General features: G+C 71.1%; 22 protein-coding genes and 3 pseudogenes. 8 read left to right on the top strand and 17 right to left on the bottom strand.

Annotation, left to right across the window (positions count from 1 at the left end; genetic code table 11):
• A pseudogene (locus OQ968_RS23450) lies at positions 1-487 on the top strand (PPE family protein); the annotation flags it as partial.
• Here the strand turns inward: OQ968_RS23450 and OQ968_RS23445 are convergent.
• From OQ968_RS23445 to OQ968_RS23420, 6 genes and pseudogenes are all read right to left on the bottom strand, one after another.
• A complete protein-coding gene (locus OQ968_RS23445; RefSeq protein WP_324681903.1) occupies positions 484-954 on the bottom strand; it encodes a PH domain-containing protein in 471 nt (156 codons plus the stop codon). The pseudogene OQ968_RS23450 and the gene OQ968_RS23445 overlap by 4 nt on opposite strands.
• Positions 951-1,433: a 6,7-dimethyl-8-ribityllumazine synthase gene (gene ribH, locus OQ968_RS23440; protein ID WP_324681901.1), complete on the bottom strand. Its 483-nt coding sequence runs from the start codon at positions 1,431-1,433 to the stop codon at positions 951-953. Before ribH ends, OQ968_RS23445 begins: the two co-directional genes overlap by 4 nt.
• Complete coding sequence (locus OQ968_RS23435; RefSeq protein WP_324681900.1) at positions 1,430-2,707, bottom strand: bifunctional 3,4-dihydroxy-2-butanone-4-phosphate synthase/GTP cyclohydrolase II; 1,278 nt, start codon at positions 2,705-2,707, stop codon at positions 1,430-1,432. Before OQ968_RS23435 ends, ribH begins: the two co-directional genes overlap by 4 nt.
• Before the next feature lie 159 nt (positions 2,708-2,866).
• Positions 2,867-3,367, bottom strand: coding sequence for a GNAT family N-acetyltransferase (locus OQ968_RS23430; protein WP_324681899.1), 501 nt, complete (start codon positions 3,365-3,367; stop codon positions 2,867-2,869).
• Positions 3,368-3,372: 5 nt separating this feature from the next.
• A pseudogene (locus tag OQ968_RS23425) lies at positions 3,373-3,683 on the bottom strand (DUF1778 domain-containing protein); the annotation flags it as partial.
• Positions 3,684-3,701: 18 nt separating this feature from the next.
• Positions 3,702-4,304 (bottom strand): riboflavin synthase, encoded by a 603-nt coding sequence (locus OQ968_RS23420; RefSeq protein ID WP_324681897.1) that lies wholly within the window; start codon positions 4,302-4,304, stop codon positions 3,702-3,704.
• 72 nt (positions 4,305-4,376) lie between these two features.
• Between OQ968_RS23420 and OQ968_RS23415 the strand changes: the two genes are divergently transcribed.
• A complete protein-coding gene (locus OQ968_RS23415) occupies positions 4,377-5,084 on the top strand; it encodes an LppX_LprAFG lipoprotein (protein WP_420715992.1) in 708 nt (235 codons plus the stop codon).
• Positions 5,081-6,637, top strand: coding sequence for an MFS transporter (locus tag OQ968_RS23410; protein ID WP_324681893.1), 1,557 nt, complete (start codon positions 5,081-5,083; stop codon positions 6,635-6,637). The genes OQ968_RS23415 and OQ968_RS23410 overlap by 4 nt, the downstream gene beginning before the upstream one ends.
• Here OQ968_RS23410 and ribD read toward each other — a convergent pair.
• Genes ribD through fmt form a run of 4 tightly spaced genes read right to left on the bottom strand, consistent with a single transcriptional unit; the run spans position 6,634 to position 10,691 of the window.
• Entirely contained in the window at positions 6,634-7,659 is a 1,026-nt protein-coding gene (gene ribD, locus OQ968_RS23405) for a bifunctional diaminohydroxyphosphoribosylaminopyrimidine deaminase/5-amino-6-(5-phosphoribosylamino)uracil reductase RibD (RefSeq protein ID WP_324681892.1), read from the bottom strand. The two genes, OQ968_RS23410 and ribD, sit on opposite strands and share 4 nt — an antisense overlap.
• A gap of 7 nt (positions 7,660-7,666) precedes the next feature.
• Positions 7,667-8,353, bottom strand: coding sequence for a ribulose-phosphate 3-epimerase (gene rpe, locus OQ968_RS23400; protein WP_324681890.1), 687 nt, complete (start codon positions 8,351-8,353; stop codon positions 7,667-7,669).
• Positions 8,354-8,385: 32 nt separating this feature from the next.
• The gene (locus tag OQ968_RS23395) at positions 8,386-9,765 is read right to left on the bottom strand and encodes an rRNA small subunit methyltransferase B (RefSeq protein WP_324681889.1); all 1,380 of its coding nucleotides are present in this window, start codon (positions 9,763-9,765) and stop codon (positions 8,386-8,388) included.
• On the bottom strand, positions 9,762-10,691 hold the full coding sequence (gene fmt / locus OQ968_RS23390) for a methionyl-tRNA formyltransferase (RefSeq protein WP_324681888.1): 930 nt from the start codon (positions 10,689-10,691) through the stop codon (positions 9,762-9,764). The genes OQ968_RS23395 and fmt overlap by 4 nt, the downstream gene beginning before the upstream one ends.
• Positions 10,692-10,800: 109 nt before the next feature.
• On the opposite strand from fmt, the gene OQ968_RS23385 reads away from it, so the two are divergent.
• Entirely contained in the window at positions 10,801-11,625 is an 825-nt protein-coding gene (locus tag OQ968_RS23385) for a class I SAM-dependent methyltransferase (protein ID WP_324681887.1), read from the top strand.
• 12 nt (positions 11,626-11,637) lie between these two features.
• Here OQ968_RS23385 and OQ968_RS23380 read toward each other — a convergent pair whose 3' ends face one another.
• The 3 genes from OQ968_RS23380 to OQ968_RS23370 form a co-directional block, all read right to left on the bottom strand.
• The gene (locus tag OQ968_RS23380) at positions 11,638-12,117 is read right to left on the bottom strand and encodes a MarR family transcriptional regulator (RefSeq protein WP_324681886.1); all 480 of its coding nucleotides are present in this window, start codon (positions 12,115-12,117) and stop codon (positions 11,638-11,640) included.
• A gap of 158 nt (positions 12,118-12,275) precedes the next feature.
• Positions 12,276-14,237 carry a primosomal protein N' gene (locus OQ968_RS23375; protein ID WP_420715994.1) on the bottom strand — a complete coding sequence of 654 codons (1,962 nt, stop codon included), beginning with the start codon at positions 14,235-14,237 and terminating at the stop codon, positions 12,276-12,278.
• Positions 14,238-14,312: 75 nt separating this feature from the next.
• Positions 14,313-15,050: a lysoplasmalogenase gene (locus tag OQ968_RS23370; RefSeq protein ID WP_324681916.1), complete on the bottom strand. Its 738-nt coding sequence runs from the start codon at positions 15,048-15,050 to the stop codon at positions 14,313-14,315.
• Between OQ968_RS23370 and OQ968_RS23365 the strand changes: the two genes are divergently transcribed.
• The 4 genes and pseudogenes from OQ968_RS23365 (at position 15,049) to OQ968_RS23355 (ending at position 18,556) form a co-directional block, all read left to right on the top strand.
• The gene (locus tag OQ968_RS23365; protein ID WP_324681884.1) at positions 15,049-16,011 is read left to right on the top strand and encodes an alpha/beta hydrolase; all 963 of its coding nucleotides are present in this window, start codon (positions 15,049-15,051) and stop codon (positions 16,009-16,011) included. The two genes, OQ968_RS23370 and OQ968_RS23365, sit on opposite strands and share 2 nt — an antisense overlap.
• 21 nt (positions 16,012-16,032) lie before the next feature.
• Complete coding sequence (locus tag OQ968_RS23360; RefSeq protein ID WP_324681882.1) at positions 16,033-16,995, top strand: alpha/beta hydrolase; 963 nt, start codon at positions 16,033-16,035, stop codon at positions 16,993-16,995.
• Positions 16,992-17,081 (top strand): annotated as a pseudogene (locus tag OQ968_RS24945) (hypothetical protein); the annotation flags it as partial. The gene OQ968_RS23360 and the pseudogene OQ968_RS24945, both read left to right, overlap by 4 nt.
• The gene (locus OQ968_RS23355; RefSeq protein WP_324681881.1) at positions 17,078-18,556 is read left to right on the top strand and encodes an NAD(P)/FAD-dependent oxidoreductase; all 1,479 of its coding nucleotides are present in this window, start codon (positions 17,078-17,080) and stop codon (positions 18,554-18,556) included. The pseudogene OQ968_RS24945 and the gene OQ968_RS23355, both read left to right, overlap by 4 nt.
• 10 nt (positions 18,557-18,566) lie before the next feature.
• Here OQ968_RS23355 and metK read toward each other — a convergent pair whose 3' ends face one another.
• The 4 genes from metK to gmk form a co-directional block, all read right to left on the bottom strand.
• On the bottom strand, positions 18,567-19,778 hold the full coding sequence (gene metK, locus OQ968_RS23350) for a methionine adenosyltransferase (RefSeq protein ID WP_324681880.1): 1,212 nt from the start codon (positions 19,776-19,778) through the stop codon (positions 18,567-18,569).
• 95 nt (positions 19,779-19,873) lie between these two features.
• The gene (coaBC, locus tag OQ968_RS23345; protein WP_324681878.1) at positions 19,874-21,112 is read right to left on the bottom strand and encodes a bifunctional phosphopantothenoylcysteine decarboxylase/phosphopantothenate--cysteine ligase CoaBC; all 1,239 of its coding nucleotides are present in this window, start codon (positions 21,110-21,112) and stop codon (positions 19,874-19,876) included.
• A gap of 19 nt (positions 21,113-21,131) precedes the next feature.
• A complete protein-coding gene (rpoZ, locus tag OQ968_RS23340; RefSeq protein ID WP_324681876.1) occupies positions 21,132-21,458 on the bottom strand; it encodes a DNA-directed RNA polymerase subunit omega in 327 nt (108 codons plus the stop codon).
• Positions 21,459-21,549: 91 nt separating this feature from the next.
• Positions 21,550-22,176: a guanylate kinase gene (gene gmk / locus OQ968_RS23335; RefSeq protein WP_324681874.1), complete on the bottom strand. Its 627-nt coding sequence runs from the start codon at positions 22,174-22,176 to the stop codon at positions 21,550-21,552.
• Positions 22,177-22,208 lie beyond the last annotated feature (32 nt).

Below are 22,208 nucleotides of genomic sequence, written 5' to 3'. Positions count from 1 at the left end.
CCCGGCGGCGCCGACGGCCCCGGCCGCCGCTTCCACGCCCGCCGCGGCGCCCGCACCCGCGGCCGCACCCGCCGCGCCGCCGCCCGTCGCCGTCCAGGGCTTCGGCTATCCCTACCTGGTCGGTCCGCCGGGCACCGGGCTCGGTGACCAGATGAGCGCGCGTACCGGCGCCAAGAGGCGGGCGCCCGAGCATGATGCGGCCGCGGCGGCCGTGGCGGCCATGGCGGACGACGAGCAACGGCGCCGGCGCCGACGGGCGGCCCTGATCGACCGCGGGTACCGCCGCGAATACCCCGATTCGGACGCGGACGCGGTTGCCTCGGACCGGGGCGCCGGGACCATCGGGTTCGCCGGCACCGCGCATGCGGCCGGCGCCGAACCGGCGGGGTTGACCACGCTCGCCGGCGATGCGCTGACCGACGGCCCCCGCATGCCGATGCTGCCGAGCGGCTGGGCGCCCGACGCCGAGGAACCCGACCCCGGCTAGCCGCCGCCGCCCAGGTCCGGCCGATAGCGGGCCAGCAGCGACCGCACGGTGTCCATGGCGTCCACCGCGCGCTCCTTGTCGACGGCCTGGATGGCCAGCACCGGGATGTACTCGTCGTCGGGCAGGTCGACGCGCGCCCAGCGGTGACCGGCCGGGAACGACACGCCGGCCACGTCCAGCCACGGAATCAGCTTGTAGCCCAACAGGTTTCGCACCGCAATCCCCGTCGGCCCCACCCGCAGCCGCGGTCGCGTGAACAGCAGCACGGCGCCGGCGAGGATGAGGCCCAGCACGGCCATCGCCACCTGATCCGAGGTCCGGAAGATCACGCCGCTGGACCTCACCTTGAGCAGCAGGCCGACCGCGATGTGCACCGCCGCGATCAGAAACGCTGCGGCGTAAGCGAATAGCGGGGTCCGATGGGCGCGCAGCTCGACGTCCCACGCCTCGCGGTTCGGCGGGGTCACAACCGGGCGCGCAGGTCACGCAGGGTCAGCGCGGCCGACAGGGCCGCCCCGGCCGCCTGGGCGCCCTTGTCCTCCGACGACGACGGAAGCCCGGCCCGATCCAGCGCCTGTTCCTCGTTGTTGGTGGTCAGCACCCCGTTGGCGACCGGCGTCGACGCGTCCAGCGAGACCCGGGTCAGGCCCTGGGTCACCGCGTCGCAGACGTAGTCGAAATGCGGTGTCTGGCCGCGGATCACGACGCCGAGAGCGACGACCGCGTCGTGGCTGCGGGCGAGCTCCTGGGCGACGACGGGGATCTCGATGGCGCCGAGCACGCGGACCACCGTCGGATTGTCCACGCCCGAATCGGCGGCCACCTTCAGCGCGCCGGCCAGCAGCGCGTCGCAGATCTCGCGGTGCCACGTGCTCGCGACGACGGCCACCCGCACGCCGGAAGCGTCAAGCGCCGGAATCTCCGGCACCCCGGCGCCACCACTCACAGAGCGCCCCCGAATTCCCCCGGCAGATGGACGGATTCGTGGAAGTCGTCCAGCCCGGCCAGGTCGTGGCCCATCTTGTCGCGTTTGGTCATCAGGTAGCGGATGTTCTCCGCGTTGGCCCGCACCGGAAGCGCCACGCGCTCGATGATGTGCAGGCCGTAGCCGTCCAGGCCGACCCGCTTGGCCGGGTTGTTGGTCAGCAGCCGCATCGAGCGGACCCCCAGGTCGACGAGGATCTGCGCGCCGATGCCGTAATCCCTTGCATCGGCGGGCAATCCGAGCTTGAGGTTGGCGTCGACGGTGTCCTCGCCGGCGTCCTGCAGCTGATAGGCCTGCAGCTTGTGCATCAGGCCGATTCCGCGGCCCTCGTGGCCGCGCATGTAGAGCACGACGCCGCGCCCCTCCCGCGCCACCATGGCCATGGCCGCGTCGAGCTGGGGCCCGCAGTCGCAGCGCCGTGAGCCGAACACGTCACCGGTCAGGCACTCGGAGTGCACGCGCACCAGGACGTCGTCGCCCTCGCCGTTGGGCCCGGCGATGTCGCCACGGACCAGCGCCACGTGCTCGACGTCCTCGTAGATGCTGGCGTAGCCGATCGCGCGAAACTCGCCGTGGCGGGTCGGGATCCGCGCTTCGGCGATGCGCTCGATGTGCTTCTCGTGCTTGCGCCGCCACTCGATCAGGTCGGCGATGGTGATCAGGGCGAGGTCGTGCTCGTCGGCGAAGACCCGCAATTCATCGGTCTGGGCCATCGCGCCTTCGTCCTTCTGGCTGACAATTTCGCAGATGGCGCCGGCGGGTTGCAGCCCCGCCATCCGGGCCAGGTCGACGGCGGCCTCGGTGTGGCCGGGACGGCGCAGCACCCCGCCGTCCTTGGCGCGCAACGGGACCACGTGACCGGGTCGGGTGAAATCCTCGGCGATGCTGGTGGGATTGGCCAGCAGCCGCATCGTGGTGGCCCGATCGGAAGCCGAAATCCCGGTGCCCACGTCTTTTCTCGCGTCGACGGTGACGGTGTAGGCGGTGCCGTGCTTGTCCTGGTTCACCGCGTACATCGGCAGCAGGCCCAGCCGGTCGCAGATCGCGCCGTCCAGCGGGACACATAAATATCCGGAGGTGTAGCGAACCATGAAGGCAACCATCTCCGGCGTCGCCTTCTCGGCGGCGAAGATCAGGTCGCCCTCGTTCTCGCGATCCTCGTCGTCGATGACGATGACGGCCTTACCGGCCGCAATGTCGGCAACCGCCCTCTCGACGGAGTCCAACCTCGTCATCTTGGCTACCTTGCTGTCAAAGGGCCCGTCATCAGGGGCCCGGCGTTGCATTCAGTATGAACCACCACGACGCCACTGTTATTGCCACGGCTTATTGAGCGGGACGGTTCGACGACCGCGCCGACCGGGGCCCGGGTGACCAGGCAAAACCCCAGCACATCAGGCGCCGATGACAGCACGTGCATCTTTGATGGTCAGCAGCAGGTGCAGTGGATCGGTCGGTGAAGGCTCAAAGCCGAAGTGGGCGTGGAACCTGCGGGCCTCGTCATGCAAAGCGTGCACAAGCATCGCCCGGACCCCGACCTGTTCTGCCACCCCGACGCACCGTTCGATCGCGTCGCGCAGCAGGTTTTTGCCCAAACCGTTGCCCTGCTCTTTACGATCGACCGCCAGCCGCGACAGCAGGATCACCGGGACCGGGTCGGGCATGTTGCGGCGCACTTTCCCCGGCGCGTCTGCATGTTCCACCGCCGACGTCGCCAGCGCGTAATAGCCCACCACGCGGCGTTCCCGACACGTCACGAAGCACCGCGACGCCCCCTGAACGTGGTTGGCCAGCGCCCGCCGACGCAGGTAGTCGTCCAGGCTGGCCTCGCCACTGTCAAAGGTGGCGACCTCGTCGGACTCCCGGATCGGCCGGGGGAGGCTGTAGCCGCTCACGCCCGTCAGGGCTCAAAAACCGACGGCTGGGTGAACAGCTTTTCGAGCGCCGGCTTGCGCACGACGGGCCGATCCAGTATCGCGTGAAACTCGGTCCACGCAGCATCGTCGAGGGCGAACAGCCGGCGGTCGGCCAGCACGTCGCGGGCGTGCGCAAGCGTCGCTGTCACGGTGAAGTTGGTGAGGTCGGTCCCCTCGACCTCGGCGGCACGGCGAATCAGCGCGTCCTGCTCAGGGGTCACGCGCACCGCGAACCGTTGGGTCTTGGTAGCCATCGATCAATTGTGTGCCTAATAGGCGTACAAGTCAATGTCGGACGAGCCTTGCGGAAGCGCTACTTCGCTGCCAGCAGCCGCTCGACGTACTTCGCGATGATGTCAACCTCGAGGTTGACCTGCGTCCCGACCGGGGCGCGGCCCAGGGTGGTCAGCTCGCGGGTGGTCGGGATCAGCGAGACCTCGAACCAGTCCCGCGGGTCGGCGCCGAGTCCGGACACCGTCAGGGAAATCCCGTCGACGGTGATCGATCCCTTCTCGACGATGTAGCGGGCGACCGATTCGGGGACCTCGATCCGCACCACCTCCCAGTGCTCCGACGGCGAGCGCGAGACCACCCGGCCGGTGCCGTCCACGTGGCCCTGGACGATGTGGCCGCCGAGCCGGCTGTTGACGGCCGCGGCGCGTTCCAGGTTCACCCGGCTGCCCACCTGCAGCTCGCCCAGGTTGGACCGGTCCAGGGTCTCGGCCATCACGTCGGCGGTGAACTGGCCGTCGCCCGGCAGCTCGGCGACGGTCAGGCACACGCCGTTGACGGCGATGGAATCGCCGGGGCCGGCATCGCCGGTGACGACGGGCCCGCGAATGGTCAGGCGGGCCGCGTCGGCGAGGACGTCTCGGCCGGTCACCTCGCCGAGCTCCTCGACAATTCCGGTGAACATCCCACCAGGCTAATTGGCCGGGGCCCCCGTCGTTCTCAAGGCCGGTCTGCGGCACCCTTTACGATGCAGGGTATGCAGACTCGCCGCCGCCTAACGGCCGTCCTCGCCTCCCTAAGCCTCGCCACCGCCCTGATCGCCGGCTGTTCGTCGGGTTCGAAACCCAGCGGCGCACCGCTGCCCGACGCCGCGACACTGGTCAAGCAGTCCGCCGACACCACCAAGACCGTCAAGAGCGTGCACCTGGTGCTGTCGGTCCAGGGCAAGGTCCAGGGCCTGCCGATCAAGGTCCTCAACGGCGACCTCACCACCACGCCCAGCACCGCTGCGTCGGGCAATGTCCAGCTGACGCTGGCGGGGTCGGACATCGACGCCAACTTCGTCGTCTACGACTCGGTGCTCTACGCGACGCTCACGCCCAACAAGTGGAGTGACTTCGGCAAGGCCTCCGACATCTACGACGTCTCGGCGATCCTGAGCCCGGAGAACGGCCTGAGCAACGTGCTGGCGAACTTCAGCAACCCCAAGGCCGAGGGTCGCGAGACCATCAACGGCCAGAACACGATTCGCATCAGCGGCAACGTCTCGGCCGACGCGGTGAACAAGATCGCGCCGCCGCTGAACGCGACGCAGCCGATGCCGAGCACCGTGTGGATCCAGGAGACCGGCGATCATCAGCTGGTCCAGGCCAACCTGCAGAAGAGCCAGGGCAACTCCGTCCAGATGACGCTGTCCAACTGGAACCAGCCGGTCACCGTCACCAAGCCCCCGGTGAGCGGATGAGCTCGGCAACGGGTCGGCGGATCGCGATCAGCGCCGGCAGCCTGGCGGTGCTTCTGGGCGCCCTGGACACCTATGTCGTGGTCACGATCATGCGCGACATCATGCGGGACGTTCACATCCCGCTGAACCAGCTGCAGCGCATCACCTGGATCGTCACGATGTACCTGCTGGGCTACATCGCCGCCATGCCGCTGCTGGGCCGGGCGTCCGACCGATTCGGCCGCAAGCTGCTGCTGCAGGTCAGCCTGGCGCTGTTCATGATCGGCTCGATCGTCACCGCGCTGGCCGGGCAATTCGGCGACTTCCACCTGCTGGTCGGCGGCCGCACCATCCAGGGCATCGCCAGCGGCGCCCTGTTGCCGGTCACGCTCGCGCTGGGCGCCGACCTGTGGGCGCAACGCAATCGGGCCGGAGTGCTGGGCGGTATCGGCGCCGCGCAGGAGCTCGGCAGCGTGCTGGGCCCGCTGTACGGGATCTTCATCGTGTGGCTGTTCCACGACTGGCGCTACGTGTTCTGGATCAACGTGCCGCTGACCCTGATCGCGATGGCGATGATCCAGTTCAGCCTGCCGTCGCACGACCGCGCCGACAAGCCGGAGCGGATCGACCTGGTGGGCGGGTTGCTGCTGGCCGTCGCGCTGGGCCTCGCGGTGATCGGGTTGTACAACCCCCAACCCGACGGCAAGCAGCTGCTGCCGAGCTACGGGCCGCCCCTGGTGATCGGCGCGATCGCCGTCGCCGTGGTGTTCGTGATCTGGGAGCGCCTGGCGCGCACCCGGCTGATCGATCCGGCCGGGGTGCATTTCCGGCCCTTCCTGGCCGCGTTGGGCGCGTCGGTGACGGCGGGTGCGGCGCTGATGGTGACCCTGGTCGACGTGGAGCTGTTCGGCCAGGGCGTGCTGGGAATGGACCAGACGCAGGCGGCCGGGTTGCTGCTGTGGTTCCTCATCGCGCTGCCGCTCGGGGCGGTGCTGGGCGGCTGGATCGCCACCCGGGTCGGCGACCGTGCGATGACCTTCGTCGGCCTGTTGATCGCGGCCTACGGCTATTGGCTGATCCACTTCTGGCGCGAGGACGTGGTGAGCCACCAGCACAACTTCTTCGGGCTGGTGACCCTGCCCACCATGCACGCCGACCTGTTCGTCGCCGGTATCGGACTGGGCCTGGTGATCGGACCGCTGTCGTCGGCCGCGCTGCGGGTCGTCCCGTCCGCGCAGCACGGGATCGCATCGGCGGCGGTGGTGGTGGCCCGCATGACGGGCATGCTGATCGGGATGGCCGCGCTGAGCGCGTTCGGCTTCTACTCGTTCAACCAGAAGCTGGCCCACCTGACGGCCTCGATCCCGCCCAACGCCACCCTGATGGAGCGGGTGGCCGCCCAGGCAACCCTTTTCCTGAAGGCGTTCGCCGAGATGTTCGGCGACATCTTCATGATCACCGTATGGATCTGTGTGGTGGGGGCGCTACTGGGCCTCCTGATCGGCGGCCGCAAGGAACACGCCGGGGAACCGGAAGTTCCCGCGGAGGAGGCCGTCGCGCTCGGTGAGCGTTAGCCGGTCTGCGGCACCAGGCTGATCACCAGGTCCGGTCCGGCCCGGTCGACGCCGTCGAACTGCCAGCGTAACGCCTTCGAAATGCTGGACACCCCAACGTCATCCACCGCGGTGACGGGTCCGCCCACCAGGATCGGCGCGACATAGGCCAGGATCCGGTTGACCACCCCGGCCCGCAGGAACGCACCGGCGAGCGTGGGGCCACCCTCCAGCAGCACATCGGTGCGGTCCGAAAGCGCCTTCATCACTTCCAGGGGATCGTGGGTGCGAATCACCATGGTGCGCGAATCGTCGTTGAGAACCTTTGCCTCGGAGGGTATTTCGCGCATTCCCACCACCACGCGCAGCGGCTGTTTCTCGGCGAGCGAGCCGTCGGGCAGCCGGGCGGTCAGCGCCGGATCGTCGGCCAGCACGGTGCCGGTGCCCACCACGATCGCGTCGGCCATGGCGCGGCGCCGATGCAGGTCCGCGCGCGAGGCCTCGCTGGAGATCCACCGGCTCGAGCCGTCGGCCGCCGCGCTGCGCCCGTCGATGCTGCTGGCGTACTTCCACGTCAGGTGCGGCAGCCCGGTGCGTTGCTTGTGCAGCCACTCGCGCAGCGGCCCGCCGGCCACCTGGTCCGCCAGCACGCCGGGCCGCACCTGCACGCCGGCCGCCGAGAGCCGGCCCGCACCGCCGCCCGCGGTCTCATTCGGGTCGGTGACCGCGTACACCACCGTCGCCACCTCGGCGTCGATCAGCGCGTTCACGCACGGAGGGGTCTTGCCGTAGTGATTGCACGGCTCCAGGGTGACGACGGCGACGCCACCGGCCGCCAGGCTGCCGGCCCGGCGCAGGGCCACCACCTCGGCGTGATCGCCGCCGGCCGGCGCGGTGCCCCCGACGCCGACCACCCGGCCGTCGGGGTCCAGGATGACGGCCCCGACCGGCGGATTCGGATAGGTGGTGCCCTTCACCTGGTTGGCTTGCTCGATGGCGAGCCGCATGGCCGACTCGATGCCGTCGACTCGTTCGGCGCTCATCGGCGGCTCACCGGCGCAGGTGCGGTGACGCGGCGCCGGCCTGTCGCCGCAGCGCCTCCACCGCGGCCTCCGGGTCGGCGGCGCCGTAGACCGCGGACCCGGCGACGAAGCAGTCCACGCCGGCCTCGGCGGCCTGCTCGATGGTGTCCTTGTTGATGCCGCCGTCGATTTCGACGAGGATCGTCAGCTCCCCGGCGTCGACCATCTTGCGCACCGTGCGGACCTTGCCGAGCACCTCGGGAATGAAGTCCTGGCCGCCGAAGCCGGGCTCCACCGACATCACCAGGAACGTGTCGAAGTGGCGCAGGATCTCCAGGTAGGGATCCAGCGGGGTCTTCGGCTTGACGCTGAGCCCGGCCTTGGCGCCGGCGGCGCGGATGTCGCGGGCCACCGCGACCGGATTGTCGGTGGCCTCGGCGTGGAAGGTGACGTTGTAGGCGCCCGCCTCGGCGTACGGGGGTGCCCAGCGGTCCGGATTGTCGATCATCAGATGGCAATCCATCGGGATGTCGGTGTGGGTCAGCAGGCTCTGCACCACCGGCAGCCCGATCGTCAGGTTCGGCACGAAGTGGCCGTCCATCACGTCGACGTGCAACCAGTCGGCGCCGGTCACCGCGGCCGCTTCGTCGGCGAGCCGGGAGAAGTCGGCGGCCAGAAGCGACGGCGCTATCAGGGGTCCCGTCAAGCCAGGCATGAGCGCAACACTACTGAGCCGTGCCGCGAAGCTCACGCCAGGCGGCGCAGGGCGGCGGCGAACATGGCGTCGGTGCCGTGCCGGTGCGGCCACAGCTGCGCGTACGGCCCCTCGCCGAGGTCCGCGGGTTGCAGCAGCGGCCGGGTGTCCAGCGCGCACACCGGATGACGGCGCAGCGCGTCGGCGACCACGCCGACGGTTTCGGCCAGGTGCGGCGAGCACGTCGCGTACAGCACCACGCCGCCGGGACGGGTCAGCGCGATCGCGGCGGCCAGCAGCTCGCGCTGCAGCTTGGTCAGCCCCGGCACGTCGCTCGGCTGACGCCGCCACCGGGCCTCGGGCCGCCTGCGCAACGCGCCCAGCCCGGTGCAGGGCACGTCGACGAGCACCCGGTCGAAACCCGGCTCGAGGCCGGTGTCCCGCCCGTCGACCCGCAGCACGTCGACGCCGAGCCCGCGGGTGTTCTGCTCCACCAGGTCCGCGCGGCGCGGCGACGGCTCCACCGCGGTGACCCGGGCGCCGGACTCGGCGGCCAGCCCGGCCAGCAGCGCGGTCTTGCCGCCCGGTCCGGCGCACAGGTCCAGCCACCGCCCCGCGTCGTCGTCGACCGGCGCCAGCGTCAGCGCGCGGGCCACCAACTGGCTGCCCTCGTCCTGCACCAGCGCTTCGCCGTCGCGCACCGGCGCCAGTCGCCCGGGGTCACCCCCGGGCAGGTACACCGCGTACGGCGAGTAACGGCCGACGGTGCCGCCCACCGCGTCGGCCAGCTCGGCGGCGCTCAGCGCACCGGGGCGGGCCGCCAGATGCACCTGCGGCCGTTCGTCGTCGCTGGCCAGCAGCGCGTCGAGCTCGTTCGCCGCCGCGCCCAGCGCGTCGGCGAACGCCTGGGCGATCCACCGCGGATGCGCGCGCACGAACGCGGCGTGCCCGATCGGGTCCTTCGACCGATCCGGGGCCAGCTCGTCCACCCAGGACTTCTCGTCGCGGGCCGCGATGGTGCGCAGCACGCCGTTGACGAAACCCGCTCGCGCCGAATCGAATTCGATTCCCGCCTGTTCGACGGTGGTGGACACCGCGGCGTGCGCGTCGACCCGGGTGCGCAGCAGTTGGTAGGCGCCGAGCCGCAGCAGGTCGAGCAGCACCGGGTTGATCGCCTCCGGCGGCCTGCCGGCCGCCGCGCCGATGATCGCGTCGAGCAGGCCGCGGGTGCGGCAGGTCCCGTAGGCCAGCTCGGTGGCGAAAGCGGCGTCGCGGCCGCCGATCCCGCGTTCGCGCAGCAGCGCGGGCAGCGCGAGGTTCGCGTACGCGTCGCGCTCGCTGACGGCGCGCAACACGTCGAACGCGGCGGCGCGGGCCGGGTCGAGCGGCCGCCGCCTGCGGTTCGGCTGCCCGCGGTTCGGCTGGGGGCTCATGAGGCCCGCGCGGCGGGGTCGAGCCGGGCTCCCCGCGCCCAGTCGGCCGCGTCCATGGGTTTCTTTCCGGGCGGCTGAATCTGGCCCAGCCGCACCGGGTCCGAGCCGGTGCCGATCCACACGCTTTTGCGGTCGACGTGAATTGCGCCGGGCGGCAAGGGTTCTGGCGCGTCGCCGAGCTGGACCGGTCCGAGTTTGACGCGCAGGTCACCGATGAGCGTCCACGCGCCCGGGTGGGGCGTGACGGCGCGGATGCGACGTTCGACGACCGGCGCGGGCAAATCCCAGCGCACCCGGGCCTCCTCGACGGTGATCTTCGGCGCGATACTGACCCCCTCGGCCGGCTGCGGGCGCGGCGTCAGCGTCCCGTCGGCGATGCCGTCCAGCGTGGCCGACAGCAGCGCCGCCCCCGAAAGGGCAAGCCGGTCAAGCAGATCCCCCGCGGTATCGGTCGGCCGGATCGCCTCGGTGACGACGCCGTACACCGGTCCGGAGTCCAGGCTCGGCTCGATCCGGAACGTCGTCGCCCCGGTGATCGTGTCCCCCGCCGCGATCGCGGCCTGCACCGGTGCCGCGCCGCGCCAGGCGGGCAGCAGCGAGAAGTGCAGGTTGATCCAGCCGTGCGGCGGCACCGCGAGCAGGGCGTCGCGCAGCAGCGCGCCGTAGGCCACCACCGCGCAGCACTCGGGCGCGAACTCGGCCAGTTCCGCGACGAATTCCGGCGAGTTCGGCCGCGCCGGCCGCAGCAGCGGGATCCCGCGGTCCAGCGCCTCGCGGGCGACCGGCGACGGCTGCGGCTTGCCCCGCCGGCCGGAGGCGGCGTCCGGCCGGGTCAGCACGGCGACCACGTCGTGCCGGGGCGAGTCGATGAGCCGGCGCAGCGCGGGCAGCGCGGGTTCGGGGGTTCCGGCGAAGACGAGACGCACCGGCCCAGTCTAGGAAGGCCGCCCGCGGCCGAGTGGCGCCCACACTATTGATCATGCATACTATTTCCAATGGGCACATTCGGGCGGCCCTGCACCCCTAGGAGGTCTGATGACTCTGGACACCGCCATCGGAGGCGACCACACCGTGGCCGCCACGCACCGCACCACGTGGGCGCTGGGCGACTACGCCCTGATGGCCGAGGCGGTGATGGCCCCACTCGGCCCAATCCTGGTGTCCGCCACGGGTATTGGGCCGGGCGTCCGGGTGCTGGACGTGGCGGCCGGCTCGGGCAACATCTCGCTTCCCGCCGCCGGGGCGGGCGCCGACGTCGTCTCCACCGACCTCACGCCGGAGCTGCTGGAGCGGTCCCGGGCGCGGGCGGAAGCCCAGGGACTGACACTGCACTACCGGGAGGCCAACGCGCAGGCCCTGCCGTTCGGCGACGGGGAATTCGACGCCGTCGTCTCGGCGATCGGCGTGATGTTCGCCGCCGACCACCAGCGCGCGGCCGACGAGCTGGTCCGGGTCTGCCGGCCGGGCGGGACGATCGGGCTGATCAGCTGGACCGCGGAAGGGTTCTTCGGGCGGATGCTGGCCACCATCAGGCCGTATCGGCCCACCCTGTCGCCGGCCATACCCCCGGCGGCGCTGTGGGGCCGCGAGGGCTACATCGGCGCGCTGCTGGGAGATCGGGTCGGCCGCGTCGAAACCAGGCGGGGCGCATTGCCGGTGCACCGGTTCGACACCGCCGAGGCCGTGCACGACTACTTCAAGAAGCACTACGGCCCCACCATCGAGGCCTACGCGAACATCGGCCACAATCGGGTGCTGACCGCCGAGCTCGACGCCCAATTGATCGAGCTCGCAAGACAATACCTCGACGGCGGCACCATGCAGTGGGAGTACCTGCTGCTCGTCACGAACAGGCGGTGAACGCCGACCGGCTCAGATGTCGACGTCCAGATGGACGTCGGGCTCGCCGCCGGCGGCGGTGAACGCCGTCAGCGCCCGCACCAGTCCGTGCCGCTCCGGCGGCGGCATCTTCTCCACGATGGTCGCGATTTCGGCGCGCCGGCAGGCGGTGACACGGCTGACGACGTCGCGGCCGCGCTTGGTCAGCGCGGCGAGCAGCTCGCGCCGCGACGTGGGGTGCGGCAGGCGATCGATCAGCCCGGCGGCGACGAGCCGATCCACCATCCGGCCGGTGGCCGACGGCTGCACCCCCAGCAGGCCGGCCAGCGTGGCCAGGTTGACCGGACCCCGATTGGACAGGATGACCAGCGTCCGGAACTGCGGAATGGTGATGTTCTCGTCGACCTGCCCGATGGAGCGGGCCGAGATGGCCACCAGCAGCCGGGAAGCCGTCAGCAACGCATCGGTGATCACGTCCAGCGACTCGTCGGCGGCCGTCGCGTCCGGTGCCATCGTGCCCCCTTCTCCCGGACCTCGCTCCGGGCCGTTGCGGGACAAAGAAAAGAATGTAACAGCGCGCAATATCGTAAGCACGGATTGTTGCCTACGCACACTGTCGCCATCGGTCGCCCATGGGATGCATTGCGGGGTGAGCCCCAGACCGCCCGCGATCAGCCGATGTGCAGCGGATCCATCTGCACCCGCACCGGCTCGTGGGTTTGCCGCGCGCTGAGCACCCCGACGGCGCGCCGCAGGCTCGCCGCCAGCGCCAGGCCCTGCTCCCGGGGCACCCGCACCAGCATCCGGGTCACCGGCGCGCCCGCGGGGGTGCCGGCCGGGCGGCGCACCCCCGGCGGCAGGTCCACCGGGCCCAGCAGCTCGGCCCCGTCGGGTAGCTCGACCTCGTCCAGCAACGCCGCCGTGGCACCCGTCGTTCCGTCGATGGCCGCCATGTGCACGCTGGGCGGCAGGCCGACCTCCGTCCGCGCGGTCAGTTCGGCGTCCGCATGCCCCACCGGATCCCAGCGGATCAGCGATTGCACTGTGGGAATTGACGATTCGGCGACCACCGTGACCACGCCGCCATCGCCGCGGCCGCGCACCAGCGCGGCCGCGCTCATCCAGCGCCACAGGGCGTCCTCGGCCGCGCGCAGATCCTGCCGACCCAGCAGCGCCCAGGTGTCCAGCAGCAGCGCCGCCCCGTACCCGCCCGGCGCGACGGGTTCGGCGCCCGGGGTGGCAACGACCAGGGCGGGGCGCGCCGCGATCTCCGCCACGACGGCGTCGCCGGCCGACGTGATGACCGGCGTGCCGGCGAACGCGCGGCCCAGCTCCTCGGCGGTGCGCCGCGCGCCCACCACCACGGCCCGCACCGTGTCGGATCCGCACCGCGCGCAGCGCAGCGCGGGTTCGGCGCGGCCACACCAGCGGCAGACGGCGGCCATTGCCGGCCCTTGGCCGGCGCCGTCCTGCAGCGCCAGCGGACCGGTGCAGTGCCGGCACCGGGCGATGGTGCGGCAGCGCCCGCAGGCCAGCGAGGGCACGTATCCGCGCCGCGGCACCTGAACCAGCACCGGCGCCCCGGCCTGCAGCGACGCGCGGGCGGCGCGCAGCGCGATGGAGGGGATCCGCGCGGTGCGGGCCGCCGGGTCGCGTTCGTCGGCGTAGCCGGTGTCGTCCAGGGCCACCACCCGCGGGGTGCGGGCACGCACTACCGGCCGCGCCGCCACGATGTCGTGCGCCCACCCGCCGCGCACCAGCGCCTGCGCCTCGGCGGTGCGGGCGTAGCCGCCGATCAGCGCCGCGCATCGGGCCTGGTGCGCGCGCAGCATCGCCACCTCCCGCGCGTGCGGGTACGGGGCCCGCGGCTCGGCGAGGCTGTCGTCGGCGTCGGCCCAGACCATGACCAGGCCCAGGTCGGACAGCGGCGCGAACACCGCGCTGCGGGTGCCGATCACCAGCCGGGCGCGGCCGCGCAGCGCGGCGAGCCAGCGCCGGTAGCGCGCGGCGGGTCCCAGGCCCGCGGACAGCGCGACCACCCCGCGCTCGTCGATTCGGGCCGTCGCGGACCGCCACAGCGCGTCCAGGTCGCGCTGATCGGGCACGATCGCCAGCACACTGCGCCCGGCGCGGATGGTTTGGGCGGCGGCCTCGGCGAACCGGTCCGCCCACGACTCGCCGGGCAGCGCCTGCCAGACCGCGCGCGCGGCGCGCGACTCGGTCAGGGCGGCCAGGAACTGCCCGCCGCGGCCGTAGAGCTCCCAGCCCGACGGGTCGACGGGGCCCGGCGGCGCCGGGTCCAGCGCCGCCGCCGCTTCTTCGCGCTCCACCCTGGCGTGCCTGGCCGGCACCGCCAGGCGCAGCACGTCCGGCCGCGTGCCGGCGTACCGCGCCGCCACCGCGTCGACCAGCCGGCGGATCTCGGCGGTGAGCACCGGCTCGGGCGACACGACCCGGTCAAGCCAACCCAGCTTGCCGGTGTGGTCGGTGTCGTTGCGGCGCTCCAGCACAAACCCGTCGACCAGCCGGCCGTGGAACCGCACCCGCACCCGCACCCCGGGCTGGGCGTCGTCAGACTGCTCGGCCGACACCAGGTAGTCGAATTCGCGATCCAGGTGCGGCACCGACAGCATCGGCAGCACCCTGGCGATGGGCTCGATGACGGGTGTGCGCGGGTTACCGGTCACGGTACCCCGCGAGATGTGTTGCTACCCTTGGCTTTCAATGTCCTCGGGGACTTCGGCGAGTTCGGGCCGGCCGAAGAAGAAACCGGCCGTGATCAGGATCTGGGCCGCGGCATACGACCACCAGATCGGCACCGCCAGCGCCTCGTTGCCCAGGATGAACCGGCCGATCGCGATCATCGCGTCCGACGCCGCGAAACACAGCGCCCCGACGGCGGTCCAGATCGTCGGCAGCTCCGCCAGCAGCGCCGTGCACACCATCGCGGTCAGCACGACGATGTAGGCCGTCACCGCGATCTTGTCGTGGCCCAGGTGCGGCCAGAACCAGGCCAGCAGCGACGCCGTCGCCAACACCGTCACGACGGCGGCGCCGGCGCGCGGGCGCGACGGGGCGTGCCGGGTCGCCAGCGGGAGCAGTGCACCCAGAAAGCACAGGTGCGCCAGCAGGAACGCGCCCAGCCCGAGCACGAATGACTGCGCCCACCAAGGGATTGCCAGCAGCCAGTCGCCGGCGGCCGACAACAGCAGCGCCGGCATCAGCCAGCGGCGCTCGCGGACTATCGCGTGCGCGACCGCGGCGGCGGTCAGCAGCAACGCCATCGACGCCTTGAACGGCGGCTGCAGGACCCAGTGACCGGTCAGCTCGGCCCCGGGCGGCGAGCGCAACGCGATCACCGTCAGGTAGACGCCGTAGGCCAGCCCCGCCCAGCCGGCCACCACCCAAGCCCCCAGCACCAGGCGGGATGCGTACGGTACCTCCATGCCCAACTTGGACAGGAAAGCCCCTGCGATCGACCCCATCCTGACGAAGGTACTGGATGCGGTTCCGTTCCGGCTATCCGCCGACGACGGCGTCGACGCTGCGCGGCAGCGGTTCCGCGGCCTGCCGCGCCGGCCCGTGCACCCCGAACTGCGGGTCGAGGACCGGACCATCGACGGGCCGGCGGGCCCCATCGGCATCCGGATCTATTGGCCGCCAACCGATCCCGAAGGCGGCCCGCATCCCGTGGTCGTGTATTTCCACGGCGGCGGTTTTGTCATCGGCGACCTGGACACCCACGACGGGTCGTGCCGCCGGCACGCGGTGGGCGCCGACGCGATCGTGGTGTCGGTGGACTACCGGCTGGCGCCCGAGCACCCCTACCCCGCCGCGATCGAAGACGCTTGGGCCGCAACGCTTTGGGTCGCCGGGCACGGCGCCGAGCTCGGCGCCGACACCGCCCGGATCGCCGTGGCCGGCGACTCGGCGGGCGGAACGATCGCGGCAGTGACGGCCCAACGCGCCCGCGACGATCGCGATACGGTCGGGCCGGCGTTGGTGTTTCAGCTGCTGTGGTATCCGTCCACGATGTGGGACCCGTCGCTGCCGTCGTTCGCCGAGAACGCCGCGGCGCCGATCCTCGACGTGCGGGCCGTCGCGTCGTTCTCCCGTTGGTACGCGGGCGAACTCGACCTGTCCGATCCTCCGCCGGGGCTGGCGCCGGGGCGGGCGAGGAACCTGGCCGGACTGGCACCGGCCTACGTCGGCGTCGCCGGCCACGACCCACTGCGCGACGACGGCATCGCCTACGGCGAGCTGCTGGCCGCGGCCGGCGTGCCCGTCGAGGTGCACAACGCCGAGACGCTGGTGCACGGCTACCTCGGCTATGCGGGCGTGGTGCCCGCGGCCACGGCCGGGCTGGACCGCGGGCTCGCAGCGCTGCGGCGTGCGCTGCACCGGTAGACCCGCGGGTACGGTGTAGCCATGATCGACCCGACCCTCGCCCGACCAGGCATCGATCCGACGTTCAAGGCGTTGCTCGACACCTTCCCGTTGACGTTCACCGCGGCCGACGGCGTCGAGGTCGCCCGCGCGCGGCTCAAGCAGCTCCAGGTGCCCGCGGAACTGCTGCCGGACATGCGGGTCGAGCAACGCACGATCCGTCACGGGGAGCTCGCCGACATCCCCGTCCGCATCTACTGGCCGCCCGACGCCGATACGCCGTCACCCGTCGTCGTCTTCTATCACGGCGGCGGCTTCGCGCTGGGCGACCTGGACACCCACGAGCCGGTCGCCCGCGCGCACGCCGCCGGCGCCCGGGCCATCGTGGTGTCCGTCGACTACCGGCTCGCCCCGGAGCACCCGTTCCCGGCCGCCGTCGACGACTCCTGGGCCGCGCTGCAATGGGTCGCCGAGCACGCCGCGGAGCTGGGCGGCGACCCGGACCGGATCGCGGTCGCCGGCGACTCGGCGGGCGGCAACCTGGCCGCGGTCGTGGCGCACCTGGCCCGCGACAACGCCGGGCCCGAGCTGGCGTTCCAGCTGCTGTGGTACCCGGTGGTCACCGCCGACCTGTCGCTGCCGTCGTTCATCGAGAACGCCGACGCGCCGATACTGGACCGCGACGTCATCGACGCCTTCCTGAGCTGGTACCTGCCCGGCATCGACATCGCCGATCCCACCGCGCTGCCGGTCACCCTGGCCCCCGCCAACGCCGACGACCACTCCGGACTGCCGCCCGCCTACATCGGGACCGCGGAACACGATCCGCTGCGCGACGACGGCGCCCGCTACGCCGAGCTGCTCAACGCCGCGGGCGTGCCCGTCGAGCTGAGCAACGAGCCGACCCTGGTGCACGGCTACGCCAGCTTTGCCCTCGCGATACCCGCGGCCGCCGAGGCCACCAGCCGCGGGCTGGCGGCACTGAAGAAGGCGCTGCACCCCTGATCCCGGACTATCCTGTGAAGCTCGAGGCAACGCTGACCCTACGGCCGAAGAACGGGGTGCACGTGATCGGAAAGCCGCGCAGATGAACCCCGACTACGACACCCTGATCGTCGGCGCCGGATTCTCCGGGATCGGCGCGGCGATCAAGCTCGACAAGGCCGGACTGTCCAACTACCTCATCGTCGAGGCCGGCGACGGCGTCGGCGGCACCTGGCACTGGAACACCTATCCAGGTATCGCCGTGGACATTCCGTCCTTCTCGTACCAGTTCTCCTTCGAGCAGAGCCCGCGCTGGTCGCGAACCTACGCGCCCGGCCGCGAGCTGAAGGCCTACGCCGAGCACTGCGTCGACAAGTACGGCCTCCGGTCGCGGATCCGGTTCGACACCAAGGTGCTTTCCGCCGAGTTCGACGACGAGCGGTCGCTGTGGCGGGTGCAGACCGACCCCGGCGGGGAGCTCACCGCCCGGTTTTTGATCAGCGCCAGCGGCGTGCTGACCGTGCCGAACCTGCCCTACATCGACGGCGTGGACTCCTTCGCCGGCATCACGATGCACACCGCGCGCTGGGACCACACCCAGGACCTCGCGGGCAAGCGCGTCGCCGTCATCGGCACCGGCGCGTCGGCCGTGCAGGTAATCCCGGAGATCGCCCCGATTGTCAAGCAGCTCACTGTCTTTCAGCGCACCCCGATCTGGTGCTTCCCGAAGCTCGACGTGCCGCTGCCCGCTCCGATGCGCTGGGCGATGCGCATCCCCGGCGGCAAGCTGGTGCAGCGGCTGATCACCCAGGCGTTCGTCGAGGTGACCTTCCCGATCGCGGTGCAATACTTCACCGTGTTTCCGGTGGCCAAGAGGATGGAGCGGGCCGGGCTGCGCTACCTGCGTCAGCAGGTGCATGACCCGACGGTGCGCGAGCAACTCACCCCGCGCTACGCCGTGGGCTGCAAGCGGCCGGGCTTCCACAACACCTATCTGGCCACGTTCAATCGGGACAATGTGCGGCTGGTGACCGAACCCATCGACAAGGTCACGCCGTCCGCGGTGGCCACCACCGACGGCGAGAACCACGAGATCGATGTGCTGATCCTGGCGACCGGCTTCAAGGTGATGGACACCGACAACGTCCCGACCTTCGCGGTGACCGGAAGCGGCGGCCGGTCGTTGAGCCGCTTCTGGGACGAGCATCGCCTGCAGGCCTACGAGGGTGTCAGCGTTCCCGGTTTCCCCAACATGTTCACGGTGTTCGGCCCCTACGGATACGTCGGGTCGTCGTACTTCGCGCTGATCGAGACGCAGACCCATCACATCGTGCGGTGCCTGAGCCAGGCCCGGCGCCGGGGCGCGACGCGTGTCGAGGTCACGCAGGAGGCCAACGACCGCTACTTCGCCGAGATGATGCGCAAGCGGCACCGGCAGATCTTCTGGCAGGACAGCTGCCGGCTGGCCAACAGCTACTACTTCGACAAGAACGGCGACGTGCCACTGCGCCCGGCCACCACGCTGCAGACCTATTGGCGCAGCAGGTTTTTCGACCTCGACGACTACCGCTTCACCGCCTAGGGCGAGCAGCCTAAATCGCGCGCTTGAGCTCGTCGACCATGTTGAGCTGCTCCCACGGCAGCTCGATGTCGGTCCGGCCGAAGTGCCCGTAGGCGGCCGTCTGCGCGTAGATCGGGCGCAGCAGGTCCAGGTCGCGGATGATCGCTCCGGGCCGCAGGTCGAACACCTCGGGCACGATCTTCTCGATCTTGACCGGGTCGACGATCGCGGTGCCGAACGTCTCGATGAACAGCCCGACCGGCGCGGCCTTGCCGATCGCGTAGGCCACCTGCACCTCGACCCGCTCCGCCAGCCCCGCGGCGACGATGTTCTTGGCCACCCAGCGCATCGCGTACGCCGCCGAGCGGTCCACCTTGGACGGATCCTTGCCGGAGAACGCGCCGCCGCCGTGGCGGGCCCAGCCGCCGTAGGTGTCGACGATGATCTTGCGCCCGGTCAGGCCCGCGTCGCCCATCGGACCGCCGAGGACGAACTTGCCGGTCGGGTTGACCAGCACCCGAGTCGACGACGCGTCCAGGGTCTCGTGGGCGAGCTCGTCGAGCACGGTCTTGAGCACGTGCCGGCGGATGTCGGGATCCAGCGTCTTCTCCAGGTCGATGTCGGCCGCGTGCTGGGTGGAGACGACGACGGTGTCCAGGCGGACCGGGACGTCGTCCTCGTACTCGATGGTGACCTGGGTCTTGCCGTCGGGCCGCAGGTAGGGCAGCGTCCCGTTCTTGCGGACCTCGCTCAGCTTGCGCGACAGCCGGTGGGCCAGCGCGATGGGAAGCGGCATCAGCTCCGGGGTGTCGGCGATCGCGTAGCCGAACATCAGGCCCTGGTCGCCGGCGCCCTGGGTGTCCAGCGGGTCCTGCTCGCCCTCGACGCGCGCCTCGTAGGCGGTGTCGACGCCCTGCGCGATGTCGGGCGACTGCGCGCCGATGCCGATGTTCACCCCGCACGTCAGGCCGTCGAAGCCCTTGTCCGACGAGTCGTAGCCGATGTCCAGGATGCGCGCCCGCACGGTGTTGGTGATGTCGGCGAACGCCTCCTTCGCCGTCGTCGTCACCTCGCCCACGACGTGCACCTGCCCGGTGGTCACCAGCGTTTCGACCGCGACACGTGAGCGGGGGTCCTCCGCCAGGAGCGCGTCGAGGACCGAGTCGCTGATGGCGTCACAGATCTTGTCGGGATGTCCCTCGGTCACCGACTCACTGGTAAACAGCCGACCCTTCTCGCTCACTCTGTCATCCTTCCGGTCCACATCAGTTAGTTAGACAAATTATTTTAAACGTTTTCCGGCTGGCCCGGCCGGGTCGGGCGCATACGGCCGCATCGCTACCCCGTGTGGTGCAGGAACGCGACGATCGCATCAACGATACGGCTGGCCATCAAAGTCTTGGAGCCGTGCTGCAGCGCCGACTCGGTTCCGTCGGACGCCAGCAGCCAGCCGTCGTTGCTGTCCACCTCGAAGGCCCTGCCCTCCCCGACGGCGTTGACCACCAACAGGTCACAGCCCTTGCGCTGCAGCTTCTCCCGCGCGTGGAACAGCACGTCGCCCTGTGAGTCGCCCGTCTCGGCGGCGAACCCCACGATGGCCCGCATGTTGGGCAGCTCCCCGTGCGCGCGGGCCCGCACCGCGCCGGCCAGCACGTCGTCGTTGCGCACCAGTTCGATCGTGGGCGGGTCGGCCGGCCCCTTTTTGATCTTGGCGGCGGCAACCTGCGCGGGCCGGAAGTCGGCCACCGCGGCGGCCATCACCAGCACGTCGGCGGCGGGGGCGTGCTTGGATACCGCGTCGCCCAGCTGCTGCGCCGAGCTGACGTGGACGACGTCGACCCCGGCGGGGTCGATGAGCCCGGCGGTGTGCCCGGCGATGAGCGTGACCTCGGCGCCGCGCTGGGCGGCGACGCGGGCGACGGCGTAGCCCTGCTTGCCGGAGCTGCGGTTGCCGACGAAGCGGACCGGGTCGATCGGCTCGCGGGTGCCGCCGGCGGTCACCAGCAGCTTGCAGCCGGCGAGGTCGTAGGGCAGCGCGTCGTGGCGCTCCAGCAGCAGGTGGGCAAGGGTGGTGATCTCTTCGGCCTCGGGCAGGCGTCCGGCGCCGCTGTCCGTGCCGGTGAGCCGCCCGGAGGCGGGTTCCAGCACAACAGCCCCGCGGCGGCGCAAAGTGGCCACGTTGTCGACGGTGGCCGGATGTAACCACATCTCGGTGTGCATCGCCGGCGCGAACAGCACCGGACACCGGGCCGTGAGCAGGGTCGCGGTCAGCAGGTCGTCGGCGCGCCCGTGGACGGCCCGGGCGAGCAGGTCGGCGGTGGCGGGCGCCACAACGACCAGGTCGGCCTGCTGACCCAGCCGAACGTGCGGCACCTCGGGAACGTCGGAGAAGACGCCGGTGTGCACCGGCCGGCCGGAAAGCGCCTCGAACGTGGCCGCCCCGACGAAGCGCAACGCGGACTCGGTGGGGATGACGCGGACCTCATGGCCGGCCTCGGCGAGCTGACGAACGACGGTGCACGCCTTGTAGGCGGCGATGCCGCCGGAGACGCCGACGACGATCCGCTTGCTGTCCACAGCGCGCCCGCCCGGCCCGTTACTCGCCCTCGGTGTGTTCGAGCAGGTCGGCGTGGATCTCGCGCAGGGCGATGGACAGCGGCTTCTCCTGCAGGCCCGGCTCGACCAGCGGCCCGACGTATTCGAGGATGCCCTCGCCGAGCTGGTTGTAGTAGTCGTTGATCTGGCGGGCCCGCTTGGCGGCGTAGATCACCAGCGCGTACTTGCTCGAGACGCGGTCCAGCAGTTCATCGATGGGCGGGTTGGTGATGCCCAGCGGGGTGTCGTAGGCACCCTGTCCGCCCGACGACGGATCGAACTGGTCGGGGACGGCGGCAAGCGACGCGTCGGACTGCGAATTGCTCACTTAAGAAAATCTCCTGGCGGCTCGTTGGTTGATGAGCGGTGAAAACGGCTGGAAACTCGATGCTCGTGTGGGTCCGCTCTGACCAGGCGAGTCAATCCGGACCAGGCGCGGTTGCCACCAGCAAGGATACCAATTCCGCGCATGCAGACTCCAATCGACTGTTGACCACGACCTCGTCGAAGTCGTCTTGGGCCGCCAGCTCGACGCGGGCGGTGTCCAGGCGGCGCTGTATCACCTCGGGTGTTTCGGTGCCCCGGCCCACGAGCCTGGCCTTCAGGTCCTCCCAGCTGGGCGGTGCCAGGAACACGGTGACGGCTTCGGGCATCGCCTTCTTGACCGCCCTGGCCCCGGCCAGATCGACCTCGATGAGCACCGGATGCCCGGCCGCGGCGGCCGCCCGCACCGGCTCGGCCAGGGTGCCCGACCTGTGCAGCCCGCCGTGGATCTCGGCCCACTCCAGCAGGGCGCCCTGATCGATGAGTTCCTGGAAGCGGGCGGGGCTGACGAAGTGGTAGTCGACGCCGTCGATTTCGCCGGGTCGCGGCGCCCGCGTCGTGGCCGAGACGCTGAAATGCAGGTCCGGAATCCGTTCCCGCAGGCATCGGACCACCGTCGACTTGCCGACCGCGGAGGGACCGGACAGCACGACCACACGTCCGTTGCCGGTCGGCTCGGGACGTGCCCCGCGCTTGACGTCCGGTCCCCCGCTCGCGCTCATCGGCGCTCCCGGGTCGGTGCCCGCACAGGCCA

The organism is Mycobacterium sp. 663a-19 (assembly GCF_035616495.1).
GTDB lineage: Bacteria > Actinomycetota > Actinomycetes > Mycobacteriales > Mycobacteriaceae > Mycobacterium.
The sequence above is the reverse complement of the archived record's forward strand: the minus strand, read 5'-3'. Positions and strand labels throughout refer to the sequence as shown.